A 17,869-nucleotide genomic window follows, 5' to 3' on the forward strand; every position below is an offset into this window, starting at 1 on the left:
GTTATTTGACTGGAGGATTTAAGTATTAAAGCCGGAAAACGTATTCAACCTACTCGTGCTCATAAAATTAATGATGAAATTACAGCACAGGAAATCCGATTAACAGGTATCGAAGGTGAACAACTTGGTGTTGTGAGCTTGAATGAAGCGATAAGGCAAGCGGAGGAAGCTTCTTTAGATTTAGTCGAGATTAGCCCTAACGCTGAGCCACCAGTTTGTCGCATCATGGATTACGGCAAATTTATCTATGAGAAGAGCAAGGCTACAAAAGAACAGAAGAAGAAACAAAAGGTTGTTCAGGTTAAGGAAATAAAATTCCGACCTGGTACAGATGAAGGTGACTATCAGGTAAAACTCCGCAGCCTGATTCGCTTTCTTGAAGATGGTGATAAAGCTAAAGTAACGTTACGATTCCGTGGTCGTGAAATGGCTCACCAACAGCTAGGCGCTGAGATACTTGAACGTATTAAAGAGGATTTAGCTGAATTGGCTGTTGTTGAATCTTATCCAACTAAGATTGAAGGACGCCAAATGATTATGGTGCTCGCACCTAAGAAGAAGTAAAAGGTTTAACAAGTTTATTTTGTATTAATATATTGAATAACACCTTTTATTTTATGTTATTAACAATGCGGATGTGGAAGTATTATTATGCCAAAAATTAAAACTGTACGAGGCGCAGCAAAACGCTTCAAAAAAACAGCTTCTGGTGGATTTAAACACAAGCAAGCGAACAAAAGTCATATCTTAACCAAGAAATCGACTAAGCGTAAACGTCACCTTCGTGGTTTAACCATGGTTTCAAAAGGTGATTTAGGTTTAGTAAAAGCGTGTGTTCCATACGCGTAATTAATTTTTTAAGGAGATAGTTATGGCTCGTGTTAAACGTGGTGTTATTGCTCGTGCTCGTCACAAGAAGATTCTAAAGCAAGCAAAAGGTTATTATGGTGCACGCTCTCGTGTATATCGTGTTGCATTCCAAGCAGTAATTAAAGCTGGTCAATACGCATATCGTGACCGTCGTCAACGTAAACGTCAATTCCGTCAATTATGGATTGTGCGTATCAATGCGGCAGCGCGTCAATGTGGTTTATCTTATAGCCGTTTTATTAATGGTTTAAAGAAAGCTTCTATTGAAATTGATCGTAAAATTCTAGCTGATATTGCGGTGTTTGATAAGAATGCCTTTGCCGCTCTTGTTGAAAAAGCAAAAGCAGCATTATAGTTTTGATTGAGGTCGAAGAAATTCGACCTCAATTTTAGTTTGATATTAAATAGTGAAGAGAAAATATTATGTGCGCAGTTTTTTTTCGTTTCTTTTTTAGCTTAATGAAATGAGTTCATTTTGAGGCAGAATGAAAACGAAAACGAATTGTAGAAAAAGCCTCATTTAGAGGCTTTTTTTGTATTAAACGTTTATAAAAAATAGACATTGTTACCATAAAACGTAACCAAACTAATATAAAGAGGATGCTATGTCTCAGTTAATTGAATTGGTAGACAAAGCCAAATTGGCAATTGAAAATGCGCAAGATATTAATGCAATAGAGCAGATTCGCGTTGAATATTTAGGTAAAAAGGGGCATTTTACTTTACAGATGGCTTCGCTACGCGATGTTCCTGCTGAGGAAAGACCTGCCGTTGGGCAAAAAATCAATGATGCTAAACAAATTGTTGTTTCAGCTCTAAATAATAAAAAAGAAATTATTGAACAAGCCGCGTTAAATGCTAAATTGGCTAACGAAACAATTGATGTTACCTTACCGGGTAAAAGGTTACCAATAGGAGGGCTGCATCCTGTAACGTTAACGATTAATCGTTTGGTTGATTTTTTTGGAAAATTAGGCTTCGTGGTTGAAACAGGCCCGGAAATTGAAGATGATTATCATAATTTTGATGCATTAAATATTCCTGCTCATCATCCAGCTAGAGCTGATCATGATACATTTTGGTTTGATGCTAATCGTTTATTACGAACTCAAACCTCGACTGTTCAAATACGTACGATGGAAACTCAAAAACCACCGATTCGTATCATTGCACCAGGTAGAACATACCGTAATGATTATGACCAAACTCATACACCGATGTTCCACCAAATGGAAGGGTTATTGGTCGATAAAAATATTAGTTTTACTCATTTAAAAGGGTTATTACATGATTTTCTTCACTGCTTTTTTGAAGATGATATGGAAATCCGTTTTAGGCCGGGATATTTTCCATTTACTGAGCCATCGGCAGAAGTTGATATTAAAGCTAAAAATGGTAAATGGTTAGAGGTACTAGGCTGTGGCATGGTTCATCCGAATGTTTTACGTAACGTAGGTATCGATCCTGAAGTATACAGTGGTTTTGCTTTTGGTATGGGAATGGAGCGGTTAACAATGTTGCGTTATGGCGTAACAGACTTACGTTCATTTTTTGAAAATGATTTACGCTTTTTAAAACAATTTAATTAATCTGAGGAACTACGCATGAAATTTAGTGAAAGTTGGCTACGTGAATGGGTAAACCCAGATATTAGTAGTGAGCAATTGTCTGATCAGCTTACAATGGCAGGACTTGAAGTTGATGATGTTGAGAAAGTCGCAAGCTCTTTTACCGGTGTTATTGTTGGTAAAGTAGTTGAATGTATTCAACATCCGAATGCTGATAAGTTACAAGTGACTAAAGTCGATATTGGCCAAGCAGAATTATTGAATATTGTATGTGGTGCACCTAATTGTCGAAAAGGTTTGACTGTTGCATGCGCTACAATTGGAGCCATCTTACCCGGTGATTTTGAAATAAAGGCAGCTAAACTACGCGGTGAGCCGTCGGAAGGTATGTTATGTTCATATTCTGAATTAGGTATTGCTGATGATCATAATGGTATTATAGAGTTACCTGATGATGCACCATTGGGACAAGATATTCGTCAATACTTAAAACTTGATGATAATGCCATTGAGGTTAGTGTGACACCAAATCGAGCTGATTGCTTTGGTATTATTGGTATTGCACGTGATATTTCAGCCGTAAATAATATTACATTAGTTGAGCCTAAGTTTAAGATTTCAGCTGTTTCAATTACAGATAAAGTTAGTATTAAAGTATTAGAACCTAATGCTGTACCAAGATATTTGGGCCGAGTAGTAAAAGGTATTAATATTAAAGCGGCAACGCCGTTATGGATGAAAGAAAAATTACGACGTAGTGGTATTCGTTCAATTGATGCTGTTGTTGATATTACTAATTATGTTTTAATTGAGCTTGGTCATCCAATGCATGCTTTTGATTTACAAAAAATCAATGGTGGCATTACCGTCCGTTACGGTCATCCTCAAGAAAAATTAGTGTTATTAGATGGTAATGAAATTGAGATAAAAGCTAAAACATTAGTTATTGCCGACGATACGAAAGCATTAGCCCTAGCCGGTATTTTGGGAGGGAAAGATTCAGGCGTTTCAGCTGAAACTAAAGATATTTTATTAGAGGCTGCATTTTTCTCACCACTTGCTATTGCTGGTAAAGCAAGAGAATATGGTCTACATACTGATGCTTCTCATCGATATGAAAGAGGTGTTGATCCTACATTACAACATAAAGCGATGCAGCGTGCGACTGAATTATTATTAAGTATTTGTGGTGGACTTGCAGGGCCGATTATTGATGTTACCGATCCTAATGAGATGCCAAAACAAGCCTCAATATCATTACGTCGTAAAAAAGTTGATAGCTTAATTGGATATCATATTGATTCTCAGCGTATTATGGACATATTAGTAAGACTTGGCTGTGAAGTTATCGCAAAAGGTAATGTCTGGCAAGTTAAAGCACCTAGCTGGCGGTTCGATATTCAAATTGAAGAAGATCTTATCGAAGAAATTGCTCGTATTTATGGATATAATAACATTCCAAACCAAAATATTAATGTTGAATTAGTAATGAAACCTAATTCTGAAACTAATATTTCAGGTAACAGATTTAAAGATTTGTTAGTTGATAGAGGTTATCAAGAAGCAGTTACATATAGCTTTGTTGATCCTAAAATTCAAGCATTATTGCATCCAAAACAAGACGCGATTATTTTGCCTAACCCTATTTCAAGCGAAATGTCAACGATGCGTTTGTCACTATGGTCAGGTTTATTAGATGCTGTTATCTATAATCAAAACCGACAACAACAACGTATTCGTTTATTTGAAACAGGGCTAAGATTTGTGCCAGATAATAAAAGTGAATATGGTGTTAAACAGGAGTTAATGCTTTCTGGGATCATAACTGGTAGTGTTTGTGATGAACATTGGGCAATAAAAAAACAATATGTTGATTTTTTTGATTTAAAAGGTGATGTTGAGTCAATTTTAGCAATATCGGGTATTAATGACAATGTTCAGTTTAAGAAATCAGATAATCCTGCGTTACATCCAGGTCAAAGTGCTTCTATCTATATTAAAAATGAGTTAGTGGGTTATTTGGGCATTTTACATCCAGAGATTGAAAAGAAACTAGGTTTAAATAGCAAAGCGCTTGTTTTTGAACTTATTTTAGATAAAATTAGCACTAAGAAAATTCCTTTAGCTCAAGATATTTCAAAGTATCCGGCGAATCGTCGTGATATAGCGATTATTGTTGATAGTAATATTGATGCAGCGGATATTCTTAACACTTGTAAAAATACAGGTGGTGAACAGTTAGTAGATGTTAATTTATTTGACATATATCAAGGTGATAACATTAAAGAAGGTCAAAAAAGTTTAGCTATCAGTTTGATATTACAAGATAAAACACGTACACTAGCAGACGAAGACATAAATCATATTGTAAATCAGTGCATCACTGCTTTACAAAGTCGTTTTAAAGCATTATTAAGAGAATAATAATTATGACATTAACTAAAGCTGATATTGCAGAGCGTCTAACCGACAAACTGAATATAGATAGACAAGAGTCAAAAATTCTTGTTGAACTTTTCTTCGAAGAGATTAGAGTTGCCTTAGAAAAAGGTGAAACAGTAAAATTATCAGGTTTTGGCAATTTTACTATTCGAGATAAGAGCTCTCGTCCAGGAAGAAACCCGAAAACAGGTGAAAATGTTGATATTACGGCTCGCCGAGTAGTAACATTTCGACCGGGTATTAAGTTTAGAGAACGTATTGAGCAAAATTTAAGAGCCTAATTAACGTTTTTAATCTTACTTTTTAAGCACTGGAATTTTCCGGTGCTTTATTATTTGTGGTTCGAAATCCTCCCACATAAAAAAACTAAGGAACACCATGAACAATCAATTCAACCCTACCTTATTAGGTGATAATTCTGTCTGTTATCCACAAAATTATAACCCTAGCATCTTAGAAACATTTAATAACAAACATGCCAATAATGATTATTTTGTAAAGTTTAATTGTCCCGAATTTACTAGTCTTTGTCCTATTACAGGTCAACCTGATTTCGCAATTATTTATATTAGTTATATTCCAGATATCAAAATGGTTGAAAGTAAGTCATTAAAGCTTTATCTATTTAGCTTTCGTAACCATGGCGATTTTCATGAAGATTGTATTAATATAATTATGAAAGACTTAATCCATCTAATGGATCCTAAATACATTGAAGTTTGGGGTAAGTTTATGCCTAGAGGCGGGATTTCAATCGATCCTTATGTTAATTATGGCAAGCCGGATACAAAATGGCAAAATATTGCGTTTAATCGCCTTGCAAATCATGATCTTTATCCTGAGAAAATAGATAATCGTTGAGATTTTAAAATTCTAATAATAAGTGATGATACAATGGAAAAACAAAGAAAAGCACTCGTTATTTTTTCCGGTGGACAAGATTCAACAACATGTTTAGTTCAAGCAATCAAACAATATGGCGTTGCAAATATAAAGGCGATTAGCTTTGATTATGGACAACGCCATAAGATTGAGTTGAATAAAGCTGAATTTATTGCTCAAGATTTGGGGATTGAGCAAATTGTTATTAATACTTCAGTTATTCAGCAAATAACAACTAATGCTTTAATTAATCCATCGATTGCTGTTGACGTTGTCAAAAATGATAAAAAATATCCAAATACGTTTGTCGATGGACGTAATGCTCTATTTTTGTTATTAGCTGGATGCTACGCTAAACAACAAGAAATTAAGGATATTATTATTGGTGTTTGTGAAACCGATTATAGTGGTTATCCAGATTGCCGCGATATTTTTATAAAATCAATCAATGTTACGATGAATTTAGCGATGGATTATTCATTTAATATTATCACACCTTTGATGTATTTGACTAAATCACAAACTTGGGCATTAGCTGATGAGCTTGGTTATTTGGATTACATTAGAGAAAATACTCATACTTGCTATAATGGTTGTATTGATGGCTGCGGTGAGTGTCAAAGTTGTATTTTACGCGAAAAAGGGCTAGAGGAATATTTGCAGCAGAAAAATAGCTAATAATATTTTTATTTAAGGGTTCCCTAACCCCGTTTATTATTAAAAAGGAACAGTTATGTTTTTATTTACGCTAAAACAACAGCGAAATTCGTTATATCAATTAGCTTTTTTCCATATCTTGATAATTGCTTCGAGCAATTATTTAGTACAAATTCCTTTATCTATTATGGGATTTCATTCCACTTGGGGAGCATTTACTTTTCCATTCATATTCTTGACGACGGATTTAACCATTAGAATATTTGGAGCTAATTTAGCTAGGAAAATTATATTTGTAGTCATGTTGCCTGCATTATTACTCTCTTATGTAATATCTGTACTCTTCTTTGATGGGCATTGGATGGGATTAAGTTCGCTTAGCCATCTCAATTTATTCATTTTTAGAATTGCCTTAGCGAGTTTTTCAGCTTATTTAGTTGGGCAATTAATTGATATTACCGTTTTTAATTATTTAAGACAAAATAGTAAATGGTGGGTTGCACCAACTGCGGCTGCTATTGTAGGTAATATGATTGATACTTTTATTTTTTTTAGTATCGCTTTTTATCGAAGTGATGATGTTTTTATGTCGACAAATTGGGTTGAAATAGCAACGATCGATTATGGTTTTAAATTATTGATATGTGGATTGTTTTTTCTACCATTATACGGAGTATTACTGAATATTTTGCTAAATAATTTATTGAAGAAAAAGAATTTTATAAAATAAAATGGCGCTAAATGCGCCAAGTTTAATTAAAAAATTTAAGAAAATTAATTAACTCATGCCATATTGTTTTAATTTTTTACGTAATGTTCCACGATTGATACCAAGCATATTTGATGCTCGAGTTTGATTTCCTCGTGTATACTGCATTACCATATCAAGAAATGGTTGCTCAACTTCAGCTAAAACAAGTTCATAAAGATCGGTAGGATCTTGACCATTTAACTGTGATAAATAATTTCTTAATGCTTGCTTGACTGAATCTCTCAACGGTTTTTGAGTGATCTGTTCTTGAGAATTTACCGTTGTAAATTTTAAAGCTTCAGCTGTAACACGAATCTCTGACATAGTATTTTTAACTCTTAACTGTAATTGTACAAAAAAATGCCTCTAGTGCATCAATCTGCTGAGTAGCATGATTAATCGCACTAAATAAGCGCCTAAAATGATCACTATTAATATAATTTTGGGTATACCAAAATACATGTTTTCTAGCGATCAGCAATCCTTTTTTTTCACCATAGAATTGATGAATAGATTTTATGTGCTGTAAAACAATCTGTTTTACTTCATCGATATTTTTCTCGGGTTTTAACGATTTATTTTCTAAATAAAACCCAATATCTTCAAAAATCCACGGTTTTCCTTGAGCGGCTCTTCCGATCATTATTGCATCGGCGTTAGTATATTTTAAAACTTCATTAGCCTTTTCAGGGCAAGTTATATCACCATTTGCAATAACTGGTATAGTAATATTTTTTTTTACTTCTTTTATTGAATCATATTCAGCTAAACCCTTAAATAGACATTCTCGAGTTCGACCATGAATAGTAATCGCTTTTATACCACATCTTTGGGCGATTTGTGCGATTTCTATACAATTTTTATGTGCTTTATCCCATCCAGTCCGTATTTTCAATGTTACAGGAACATTAACGGCTTGTACTACATTAAGTAAAATTTGTTCCACTAAATTAGGGTATTGTAATAATGCAGATCCTGCTAATTTTTTATTTACTTTCTTTGCTGGGCAGCCCATATTTATATCAATCAGTTCTGCACCATGTATTACATTAAGTTCAGCTGTTTTAGCCATTTCATCAGGGTCGCTACCCACAATTTGTACAGCTTTAATACCAAGCTCATGTTTACTTGCCATTTTTTGTAATGATTGCTCTGTATGCCATATTTGTTCATTAGCTAAAAACATTTCAGAAAATGCAAGACCTGCACCAAATTGATAGCATAATGAACGAAACGGTAAATCAGAGATTCCAGCCATTGGCGCTGCAATCAAACGATTTTTAATATTTAAATGACCGATATTAAATGACTTAGATAACACATGTCCATCCTTCTACAAGGGCGTGTATATTACGCATTTTTTCCCCTGCTGAAAAGAGAAAAATAAAAATTATTATGTTAGTTATAAAATTAAATAGTAATTCATACTTGTATTGCGTTCTTATATCAAAAATTGGCAATGTATTCAAAGCGTTTATTTATCATCTTTTGTTAGCTATTATAAGATGGAAACAATTAATAATTTATCTAATTATGGATATGATTATGCTATCTTTTGTTTTTATTCTATAATTAATGGAAAAGTTAGACTAAATTGTTTAATGTTATTTGTTATAAAATAATGGTAATAATAATGAAATTTGAACAGATCCCAGTTATTGCAGTTGACGGACCAAGTGGTGTAGGAAAAGGGACATTGTGTGTGTCACTTGCTAAATATTTAAAATGGCACCTGTTGGATTCAGGTGCGATTTACCGTGTTTTAGCATTGTCAGCACTAAACAATCATATCTTATTAGATGATGAAGCAGAATTGGTAAAACATGCTTTAAGTTTACCCCTTGAATTTAATACGATAGAAACAGAGGTAAATGTTTTACTCGAAAATATTGATGTTTCAATAGCTATACGTACCCAACAAATTGCCGAAGCTGCATCAAAAATTGCATCATTACAAAATGTTAGAGAAGCACTATTAAAAAGGCAACGTGATTTTAGGATTGCACCAGGGTTAGTTGCTGACGGTCGAGATATGGGAACCGTTGTCTTTACAGATGCACCGGTTAAAATTTTCCTTGATGCTAGTGCGCAAGCTAGGGCGGAAAGAAGAATGAAACAGTTGCAAGAAAAGGGAATTTGTGTTAAATTCGGCGAAATTTTACAAGAGATTATTGAACGTGATAATCGGGATCGTAATAGAACCGTTGCGCCACTTAGGCCTGCCGCGGATGCTTTTATTATTGACTCTACCTCTTTAAAAATAGAAGAGGTGTTTGATCAAGCATTAACTTTTGTAAGAAGTAAAATCAATTTTTAAGCTTTACTATAGGATGTAGTGAAGTATTTTAAACAACCCCCGTTAGGCATGATGCTAAATGGACGTTAATCTTAATTAAAGTAAATAAATATGACTGAATCTTTTGCTCAACTCTTTGAAGAGTCTTTAAATCAACTTGATACTCGTTCTGGTAATATGATCCGTGGTACGGTCGTTTCTATCGATAAAGACGTTGTACTAGTTGATGCTGGTTTAAAATCTGAATCAGCAATTCCGGTAGAGCAGTTTAAAAATGCACAAGGCGAATTAGAAGTTAAAGTTGGCGACGAAGTTGATGTTGTCCTTGATTCTATTGAAGATGGTTTTGGTGAAACAATTTTATCTCGTGAAAAAGCGAAACGTCATGAAGCGTGGCTTACACTAGAAAAAGCTGTTGAAGATGCAGCAACTGTACTAGGTATCATCAATGGTAAAGTAAAAGGCGGCTTCACAGTTGATCTTAATGGTGTTCGTGCTTTCCTTCCTGGTTCACTTGTTGATGTACGTCCATTACGTGATACATCACACATTGAGAATCGTGAAATCGAACTTAAAGTTATTAAATTAGATCAAAAACGCAATAATGTTGTCGTTTCTCGTCGTGCTGTCATTGAATCAGAAAATAGTGCAGAACGTGAACAACTTCTTGAAACTCTACAAGAAGGTTCGGAAGTTAAAGGTGTTATTAAAAATCTTACTGACTACGGCGCTTTTGTTGATCTTGGTGGTGTTGACGGTTTACTTCATATCACTGATATGGCTTGGAAACGTGTTAAACATCCAAGCGAAGTTGTTGATGTTGGACAAGAGATTCTAGTTAAAGTATTAAAATTTGATCGAGATCGTTCACGTGTGTCTCTTGGTTTAAAACAATTAGGTGAAGATCCTTGGGTTTCAATCGCTAAACGTTACCCTGAAGGTACAAAAGTTTCTGGTAAAGTGACTAATCTTACTGATTATGGTTGTTTTGTTGAAATTGAAACTGGTGTTGAAGGATTAGTTCACGTTTCTGAAATGGATTGGACTAATAAGAATATTCATCCATCAAAAGTTGTTAGTCTTGGTGATGTTGTTGAAGTTGTTGTGCTTGAAATCGATGAAGAACGTCGTCGTATTTCATTAGGCCTTAAACAATGTAAAGCTAATCCATGGTTACAATTTGCTGAATCACACAATAAAAATGATAAAGTTAGTGGTAAAATCAAGTCTATTACTGATTTCGGTATCTTTATCGGTTTAGACGGCGGAATCGACGGTTTAGTTCATCTTTCTGATATCTCTTGGAATGTTCCAGGTGAAGAAGCTGTAAAAGCATATAAGAAAGGCGATGATATCGAAGCTGTTGTGTTACAAGTTGATGCAGAGCGTGAGCGTATTTCTTTAGGTGTTAAACAACTTGAAGAAGATCCATTTAATAGTTTTGCTGGTAACTATAAAAAAGGCATGATTATTAAAGGTAAAGTAACGACAGTTGATGCTAAAGGTGCAACAATTGAAATCGCTGATGGTGTTGATGGCTATTTGAAAGCTCAAGATCTTGCTCGTGAGCGAATTGAAGATGCGACAACAGTATTAAATGTTGGCGATGAAGTTGAAGCTAAAATTGTTAATATTGATCGTAAAACTCGTGCTATTACTTTATCTGTTAAAGCCAAAGATGAAGCTGATGAAAAAGAAGCTTTAGCAGCAGTAAATAATAACACACCAGCACAAGATGATTCATCATTCTCTAATGCAATGGCTGAAGCATTCAAAGCTGCATCTAAGTCAGAGTAATCTTTTAGTGAGATAACACTACTTATTGTACTAAAAAGTAAAAGAGGGCTAGCCCTCTTTTACTTTTGGAATAAAATAGGTAGAATATTATTATCATAATGATTAGCTTTACTAAATTATATAAAAAGAAAAAAAAGGAGCGCTCATGAATAGATCTGATCTGACTGAAAAAATAGCGAATTGGAGAACACATCTTCCAGTTCAACTAGTTGATGAAGTAGTACGAGATATCATTGAACAAATAACATCCGCAATGGAACAAAATGATCGTGTTGAGATTAGAGGGTTTGGTAGTTTTGCATTAAATTATCGGGCTCCACGTAAAGCGAGAAATCCGCGGACTGGTGGACAAGTTGAGGTCAAACAAAAATATATTCCTCATTTTAAACCAGGAAAAGAGTTAAGAGAACGTGTTAATAGCGATAAGTAACAACATTTTCTATTAATAATTTATAATAAGTACTTTTAAATAAAAGTACTTATTTATTAGATGTTCATTCCTAATTATTAAAAATATTATTAAACTTCCTCAATATAAATCTTTCAATTAAAACACATTGTGTTTATCAAATCATATCTAATTAATCATTCATTTTTATAATGAGATATTGTCAAATTACTCAATTAGTGTTAAAACATTGTGTTTATTAGATTAATTACTAGAGTTATATATTCGATGAACTTAAAGCAACTCAAATATTTTCAAATACTTGCCAAAAATCAACATTATACCTATACCTCTGAATATTTTTCTATTAGTCAGCCAAGTTTAAGTCATGCAATTGCTGAGTTAGAAAAAGAAGTTGGGATTAAACTTTTTCAAAAGAAAGGTCGAAATGTTGAATTAACTAAAGAAGGTGAGCAGTACTTAATCTATGTTAATCAGGCATTATTATCTTTAAATGAAGGAGAGCAATTCGTTAAAGAATTAACCAGCATTTCTCGTGGTCATATCCGGCTTGCTTTTGTTTATTCATTAAGTATGAATTACGTACCTAAGATAATTCAATCATTTACTGCATTACCTCAATATCAAAATATCTCTTTCTCATTTTATGAAGATTTAAGTCGTAATATTGTTCAAGAGCTAAAAAGTAAACGTTATGATATTGGTCTTTGCTCTTATCTACACAATGATCCAGAAATCGAATTCACTCGTTTGGCGAAGCAAGAGATTGTATTTATTATTTCTAATGATAATCCTTTATCTAAACGTAAGAAAATTGACTTAAAAGATATTGTTGATGAGCCTGTCATTTTATATACAGAGCGCAGTGGTATGCGTGGTTATTTAGATAACATGATAGATGAATCTGGTATAATATTGACAAATGTTGTTAGCCGAGTAGAAAGCGAAAACGCAATGATAGGACTCGTTTCAATTAATTTTGGTATCGGTATGATGGTTAGAGTGCCCGTTCCTAAAGAAGCTAATGTATCATTAATTCCAATGAATAAGAACCGACAAAAGCGTGATATTTATGTTGCAACAGTTAAGAACCGGCCATTAATGCCTGTTGCACAAAAATTTTATCGATTTTTAACACAATATTGTGGTGATAGTTTTTTTAATATATAACAAGCTATATTATTTAGAAAAATTTATTTATTTTTAAGCGTATATTTAATACGTCATATATAAAAAGGAGATTTTGTATGAGTCAATTTAAGCCGTATAGTATTTATGGGATCATTGGTTATCCATTAGGTCAAACACTTAGCCCTCTTATTCATACCACTTCTTTTAATGAACAAAATATTCCAGCTGTATTAGTTGCGTGGCCAACGCCTCCAGAACAAGTTGAAAATTTTGTTAAATCAGTAAGATTACTCAATATTAGAGGTTGCTGTGTAACGATACCACACAAACAAACAGTTATTCCTTTTCTCGATAAAGTAACAGATCGAGTAAAAAAAGTAGGGGCAGCAAACTTAATTTATTGGGATGGAGATAAATTATGTGGAGATAACACTGATGTAAAAGGTTTTATGGATCCCATAGAAAAAGATCCATTACCTAAAGAGTACCAAAAAGTATTGTTACTAGGCGCTGGTGGCGCAGCAAGAGCAGCGGTGGTTGGCTTACAGCTTCTAGGTTATACCGATATAACTATTACTGATATTGTCGATAATTTACCTAAATCTTTGGCCGACGAGTTCAATTTAAAAACTGTTCCCTGGAGTGAGCGAGGTAATGTAGATGCTCAAATAATTATTAACTCGACGCCATTAGGAATGCTAGGTAAATACGAAAATGAAACCCCATACGATGCGGAATGGTTTAAAGGTAAAGGTATCGCTTATGACATTGTTTACACACCTTATTATACTCGCTTCCGTTTAGATGCAGAACAAGCCGGATGGAAATCAATTTCTGGTCGCGAAATGTTTATTGGTCAAGCAAATGAGCAGTATAAAATTTGGACGGGTAATGATCTATCAGATAAAGCAAAACAAGCAGTTATTGATGCTTTAGCGGGTAAATAAATTTGTTTACAATTTATCTATGTATAAATTTACAATAAGTATTAATTAAAGGATCTACTGTGGCTATTATTAGTCACTCTAAGTAAGTTGGAGAATATGTTATGACTCATATTGAATTACAAGCATATCGTCGTTATTTTATGCTTAAAGTCTCGGAAGCAAGTCAATATATAGGTAATACTACTGTAGAAATTTGGCATGATTGGGAACAAGGTAAGATTGCTATTCCAGCTAAAGTGATAAAGGAAATGGAAAATCTTAAGGCCTTGAGACAAAATAAAATTGCAGCAATTATTGCTGATATTAATAATCGAATTGGTAGCAATAATATCCGTTATTTTTTAACTTTTGCCGATTTTCAAAAAATAAATCCGACTCTTTCTATAATTGATTGGCGTATACATCAATCGATTGCAACTGAACTCTACTTTAAAGGGTTAGAAAAATTGTGCTAATTAGTTGTCTGTTTCATTAATTTTAGATGAAGGGTACTCTTTGAGTACCTTATTTTTATAGTTTAGTGTAAATTTATATTTACAACATGATTATTTATCATCATGATAAATAACACTATTTTATGCATTCTAAATTGAGTGTAAATATTAGTTGCAATTCTCTTTATTATGAATAATATGATCATACTATTTGTTAATTTTCTGAGATATAAGCCATGAATAAAACTATTTATTTAGTCGGCGCGAGAGCGGCTGGTAAAACAACAATGGGTAGACTACTTGCGGAAAAATTAAATTACTCTTTTGTTGACACTGATGTCTATTTACTTGAATCAACTAAACGCACTGTTGCTGAGATTGTAGAAAAAGAAGGCTGGGATGGTTTTAGAGCAAAAGAAAGTCAGGTACTTAAGGATGTGACAACCCCGTGCCGTGTGATTGCCACCGGAGGTGGTATGATATTGGCTGATCATAATCGTGAGTTTATGCAAAAAAGGGGAATTGTATTTTTTCTTTCAGCACCAGCCAAAGTATTAGCCTCTCGATTAATGGCAGATCCAAATGTAGCACAACGCCCTTCATTAACTGGTTTATCAATTGTTGATGAAATGGAGAAAGTATTATCAGATCGTCACCATTTATATATCGATTCAGCAAGCCATGTGATCAATGTTGATTGCGAAGAAATGAATATTTTAAGCCAAATGCTTGATGCATTAAATATCGATTAATTTTTATGTATTGTTATTAAATTAATCGAATTTATTTATAGAATAATGTCGAATTATCTTGTTTTTTTATTAAAAAGCCAATTATTGGCTTTTTTTTTGAGCAAAAATACTCTTTATGAATGTCTTTCTCTTTGAGAATCAGCTGATACAAGTTAATATTATTCCAATGAAATTTTGAACTTTAATTTATTATGGGGTATTTGTAATGGCTAGTAACAGTAGTTCTTATACTATTGCAGGCTCTATTTATGCAAATTATATAATTCAAAGTATTGCTTTGATAGTAATTATGCAATTTTCAATAGAGCTATCAACTCAGCTTAACACTGATTTAATTGGTGTTGGCTATGTCGCTTCAGGAATTGGATTTGGTAAAATATTTTTAATGTTTATTAGTGGTATGCTTTCTGATAGGTTTGGACGTAAACCATTTATATATATCGGAATGTCCTGTTATGGGATCTTTTTTATCGGTATGTTATTTTGCCATAATATCCATATCGCTTTTTTATTAGCAATTTTTATTGGTGCTGGTAACTCGTTTTTAGATACAGGCTCAATGCCCGCATTAACAGAATGTTTTCCTTGTTCTGCAGGAACTGCAAGTGTTTTAATTAAATCTTTTATATCAATTGGAACATTAATTCTGCCTTTTATTGTAACGTTTTTTCATGATGCTAATATTTGGTATGGCTTCGCATTTATTGGTTTCACTATCTATTTATTTATTAATTCATTATTACTTGCACCTAGAAAATTTCCGTCCAAGAACACCGTTATTTGTGGCAATGTCGGTACTAGCAACTACTTTATAGGTAAACCTAATATTTGGTTCGAAGGAGTATGCTTGATTCTTATGGGATTTACGACTACAGCAACTTTCATTATTATTCTTCAATGGCTTCCATCTATTGCTGAAAAAGGTATTGGAATGGATCCTATTAAGTCAAAACAGTTAATTAGTTATTACAGTACAGCATCTATTGTATCTGTGTTTATTACTGCCTACGTGGTTAAGAAAATCTTAAAGCCAATTTATTGTATTATCATCTTACCTATTTTTTCTGCAGCTATATTATTATTATTTTTATTTCATCTTACACCTACAATGAGTTTAATTGTCGCTATTGGTATGGGACTTACTGCTGCTGGTGGTGTCTTACAGTTAACTTTAGTTGTTATGCAACAATTATTTCCTGATAAAAAGGGGTTTGCTGTTGGTACGGTATACACATTAAGTGGTTTATCATTTGTTATCATCCCTCTAGTGGTCCCTAAACTTGCAATTACAAATATAAGTTACGCAATATTGGTAGACTTAGCTATGGCATTATCAAGTGTTGTATTAGGTTTGATTGTCTATTCTCGTTTCAGAAAAGTAGTTGATATTAATAAGATTTAAAAATAGTTTAATTGAGTAGTATATTATTTCTATTTTTTAATGATATCAGGGCATTTTGCCCTGATTTTTCATATATGAAATAAGATATTTTCTTCACAAACTTAACTTATATTGAATCTCTCTTTATATTGCTGAAAAGCTCAATTTTATAATAACCTTGAAATTCGACATTAAATAAAAATGGCGCTAAATAGCGCCTTAAAGATCAAAAATCATTTTAATAAGCTTTATTTTTCGGTAGTTCAAAAATTTTGTGATAACGTGCAATAATGACTAGTGCAAGTACCGCACCAATAACGGCAATAAAGCCATCAAATAGAATAATATTAGCAATACTTGTTTTAGATATAATTCCAGTAAATACAGGGATCGAGAATGTTGCTAGGCTTGATGATGTAAAGAAAATGCCTAGCACTCGTCCTTTTCCTTCAGGGTAAAACTCTGCCATGGTTGTAAGTGCTAGTTGTAACACCCCTCCAGCTGCGGTAAAACCTAAAATAAACCCGCCAATCATACATAATATTGGTGATGGGAAAAAATAAAGAACAAATAACATAATTGCCGATAACATTGGATAAACAAATACAACATAGACGGGCCTAATCCAACTTTTTACTAAAATGGAAGTTAAAATTACGCTAGCTAGTGTACCTATTGCATAATAACTAATGGTTTGTGCTGCTGCGGATTCAGTCATATGGGCTACCGATGATGAAAATTTAGGCAACCAAATGGAGACAAGATAAAAAGTAGCTGTCGAGGTGTAACCAATAATAATAAAGCATACTCCTTCGATCCAAAAATTTGCTTTTTGTTTTAATTTGGGTAAAGGTAATGAATCTTCAGCGAGTACAGCATCATTGACTTCATCGGCAATAGGCTGTTTATGATTTGGAAATTTCATTTTTAATACGACGAGTGCATTTATCGCTAAAATTAAGATACAAAAAAAGAATGACCAACCGTAATAAGCATTTGTTGCAATAATAATTGTCATGACAATTGGTAATACAAATTGACCGCCAGCAATTGCTGCTTTGGTTAAAATTGATGCAGTGCCTGTAGCTTTGGGAAATGACTCCATTAATGCGGGATATGTTCCGGCATCTAATGTTGAGTTAGCAATACCACCAAGAATGGCAAAGATAAATGCAACTTGTAGACTTGGGCTAATTAAGATCCCAAGTAAAAAGCCAATATAAAATAATCCACCTAAAAATACAAACGGTTTACGTCCAAATTTATCTGATAATGTACCCATTACAAATAATACTAATAATCGGCCAATTCCTAAACCAGAAATAACAAAAGCTATTCCTGCCGTATCAGTATTTAGCTGTTTTGTTAGGTAACTCATATTTTGTGCAAGAATAATTGCTCCCATACCATGAACAAAGTAATTCATATATAGGCAAATCGAAGTCCAAATATATTTGTTTTTCATTGTGTACCCTTTTGATAATGTTAATTCATAGAATATTTCTTTATATTTTAGCTAATTAATTATTATTTTCTATTTATATTTTAATTA

The 17,869-nt window shown here is 33.3% G+C and carries 20 protein-coding genes, 1 riboswitch and 1 other annotated feature; of the genes, 17 read left to right on the forward strand and 3 right to left on the reverse strand.

Annotated elements, in window-relative coordinates; translation table 11 throughout:
* The first annotated feature begins 42 nt into the window (after positions 1-42).
* The 9 genes from infC (at position 43) to RHO14_04950 (ending at position 7,149) form a co-directional block, all read left to right on the forward strand.
* The gene (infC, locus tag RHO14_04910; GenBank protein ID WVD72495.1) at positions 43-564 is read left to right on the forward strand and encodes a translation initiation factor IF-3; all 522 of its coding nucleotides are present in this window, start codon (positions 43-45) and stop codon (positions 562-564) included.
* Positions 565-651: 87 nt separating this feature from the next.
* Positions 652-849, forward strand: a complete 198-nt coding sequence (rpmI, locus tag RHO14_04915) for a 50S ribosomal protein L35 (GenBank protein WVD72142.1) — start codon at positions 652-654, stop codon at positions 847-849.
* A 22-nt stretch (positions 850-871) separates the two neighbouring features.
* The gene (gene rplT / locus RHO14_04920; GenBank protein WVD72143.1) at positions 872-1,225 is read left to right on the forward strand and encodes a 50S ribosomal protein L20; all 354 of its coding nucleotides are present in this window, start codon (positions 872-874) and stop codon (positions 1,223-1,225) included.
* A gap of 62 nt (positions 1,226-1,287) precedes the next feature.
* Positions 1,288-1,407: a sequence feature (Phe leader region), on the forward strand.
* 68 nt (positions 1,408-1,475) lie between these two features.
* Positions 1,476-2,459 (forward strand): phenylalanine--tRNA ligase subunit alpha, encoded by a 984-nt coding sequence (gene pheS, locus RHO14_04925; protein ID WVD72144.1) that lies wholly within the window; start codon positions 1,476-1,478, stop codon positions 2,457-2,459.
* 15 nt (positions 2,460-2,474) lie between these two features.
* Positions 2,475-4,862, forward strand: coding sequence for a phenylalanine--tRNA ligase subunit beta (pheT, locus tag RHO14_04930; protein WVD72145.1), 2,388 nt, complete (start codon positions 2,475-2,477; stop codon positions 4,860-4,862).
* 2 nt (positions 4,863-4,864) lie between these two features.
* On the forward strand, positions 4,865-5,161 hold the full coding sequence (locus RHO14_04935) for an integration host factor subunit alpha (GenBank protein WVD72496.1): 297 nt from the start codon (positions 4,865-4,867) through the stop codon (positions 5,159-5,161).
* Positions 5,162-5,211: 50 nt separating this feature from the next.
* Positions 5,212-5,256: riboswitch (PreQ1 riboswitch) on the forward strand.
* A 2-nt stretch (positions 5,257-5,258) separates the two neighbouring features.
* A complete protein-coding gene (gene queF / locus RHO14_04940; protein WVD72146.1) occupies positions 5,259-5,741 on the forward strand; it encodes a preQ(1) synthase in 483 nt (160 codons plus the stop codon).
* 33 nt (positions 5,742-5,774) lie between these two features.
* On the forward strand, positions 5,775-6,440 hold the full coding sequence (queC, locus tag RHO14_04945; GenBank protein ID WVD72147.1) for a 7-cyano-7-deazaguanine synthase QueC: 666 nt from the start codon (positions 5,775-5,777) through the stop codon (positions 6,438-6,440).
* Between the two features lie 55 nt (positions 6,441-6,495).
* The gene (locus RHO14_04950) at positions 6,496-7,149 is read left to right on the forward strand and encodes a 7-cyano-7-deazaguanine/7-aminomethyl-7-deazaguanine transporter (protein WVD72148.1); all 654 of its coding nucleotides are present in this window, start codon (positions 6,496-6,498) and stop codon (positions 7,147-7,149) included.
* 48 nt (positions 7,150-7,197) lie between these two features.
* On the opposite strand, the gene fis is transcribed toward RHO14_04950, so the two are convergent.
* Together fis and dusB are read right to left on the reverse strand one after the other, a co-directional pair.
* Positions 7,198-7,494, reverse strand: coding sequence for a DNA-binding transcriptional regulator Fis (gene fis / locus RHO14_04955; GenBank protein WVD72149.1), 297 nt, complete (start codon positions 7,492-7,494; stop codon positions 7,198-7,200).
* 7 nt (positions 7,495-7,501) lie between these two features.
* Positions 7,502-8,491 carry a tRNA dihydrouridine synthase DusB gene (gene dusB / locus RHO14_04960; protein ID WVD72150.1) on the reverse strand — a complete coding sequence of 330 codons (990 nt, stop codon included), beginning with the start codon at positions 8,489-8,491 and terminating at the stop codon, positions 7,502-7,504.
* Between the two features lie 312 nt (positions 8,492-8,803).
* Here dusB and cmk point away from each other — a divergent pair, with 312 nt between their 5' ends.
* The 8 genes from cmk to RHO14_05000 all read left to right on the forward strand — a co-directional run bounded on the left by cmk (position 8,804) and on the right by RHO14_05000 (position 16,338).
* The gene (gene cmk / locus RHO14_04965; protein WVD72151.1) at positions 8,804-9,487 is read left to right on the forward strand and encodes a (d)CMP kinase; all 684 of its coding nucleotides are present in this window, start codon (positions 8,804-8,806) and stop codon (positions 9,485-9,487) included.
* A 90-nt stretch (positions 9,488-9,577) separates the two neighbouring features.
* Positions 9,578-11,263: a 30S ribosomal protein S1 gene (gene rpsA, locus RHO14_04970; GenBank protein ID WVD72152.1), complete on the forward strand. Its 1,686-nt coding sequence runs from the start codon at positions 9,578-9,580 to the stop codon at positions 11,261-11,263.
* 145 nt (positions 11,264-11,408) lie between these two features.
* Complete coding sequence (locus RHO14_04975; protein WVD72153.1) at positions 11,409-11,693, forward strand: integration host factor subunit beta; 285 nt, start codon at positions 11,409-11,411, stop codon at positions 11,691-11,693.
* Between the two features lie 246 nt (positions 11,694-11,939).
* Complete coding sequence (locus tag RHO14_04980; protein WVD72154.1) at positions 11,940-12,842, forward strand: LysR family transcriptional regulator; 903 nt, start codon at positions 11,940-11,942, stop codon at positions 12,840-12,842.
* Positions 12,843-12,919: 77 nt separating this feature from the next.
* Positions 12,920-13,750, forward strand: a complete 831-nt coding sequence (locus RHO14_04985; protein ID WVD72155.1) for a shikimate dehydrogenase — start codon at positions 12,920-12,922, stop codon at positions 13,748-13,750.
* Positions 13,751-13,851: 101 nt separating this feature from the next.
* The gene (locus RHO14_04990) at positions 13,852-14,205 is read left to right on the forward strand and encodes a DUF1870 family protein (GenBank protein WVD72156.1); all 354 of its coding nucleotides are present in this window, start codon (positions 13,852-13,854) and stop codon (positions 14,203-14,205) included.
* Positions 14,206-14,420: 215 nt separating this feature from the next.
* A complete protein-coding gene (aroL, locus tag RHO14_04995) occupies positions 14,421-14,936 on the forward strand; it encodes a shikimate kinase AroL (GenBank protein ID WVD72157.1) in 516 nt (171 codons plus the stop codon).
* Between the two features lie 205 nt (positions 14,937-15,141).
* A complete protein-coding gene (locus RHO14_05000) occupies positions 15,142-16,338 on the forward strand; it encodes an MFS transporter (GenBank protein WVD72158.1) in 1,197 nt (398 codons plus the stop codon).
* Between the two features lie 217 nt (positions 16,339-16,555).
* Here RHO14_05000 and RHO14_05005 read toward each other — a convergent pair whose 3' ends face one another.
* A complete protein-coding gene (locus tag RHO14_05005; protein WVD72159.1) occupies positions 16,556-17,782 on the reverse strand; it encodes an MFS transporter in 1,227 nt (408 codons plus the stop codon).
* Between the last annotated feature and the right edge of the window lie 87 nt (positions 17,783-17,869).

The organism is Orbaceae bacterium lpD04 (assembly GCA_036251935.1).
In the GTDB taxonomy this organism is placed as follows: domain Bacteria; phylum Pseudomonadota; class Gammaproteobacteria; order Enterobacterales; family Orbaceae; genus Orbus; species Orbus wheelerorum.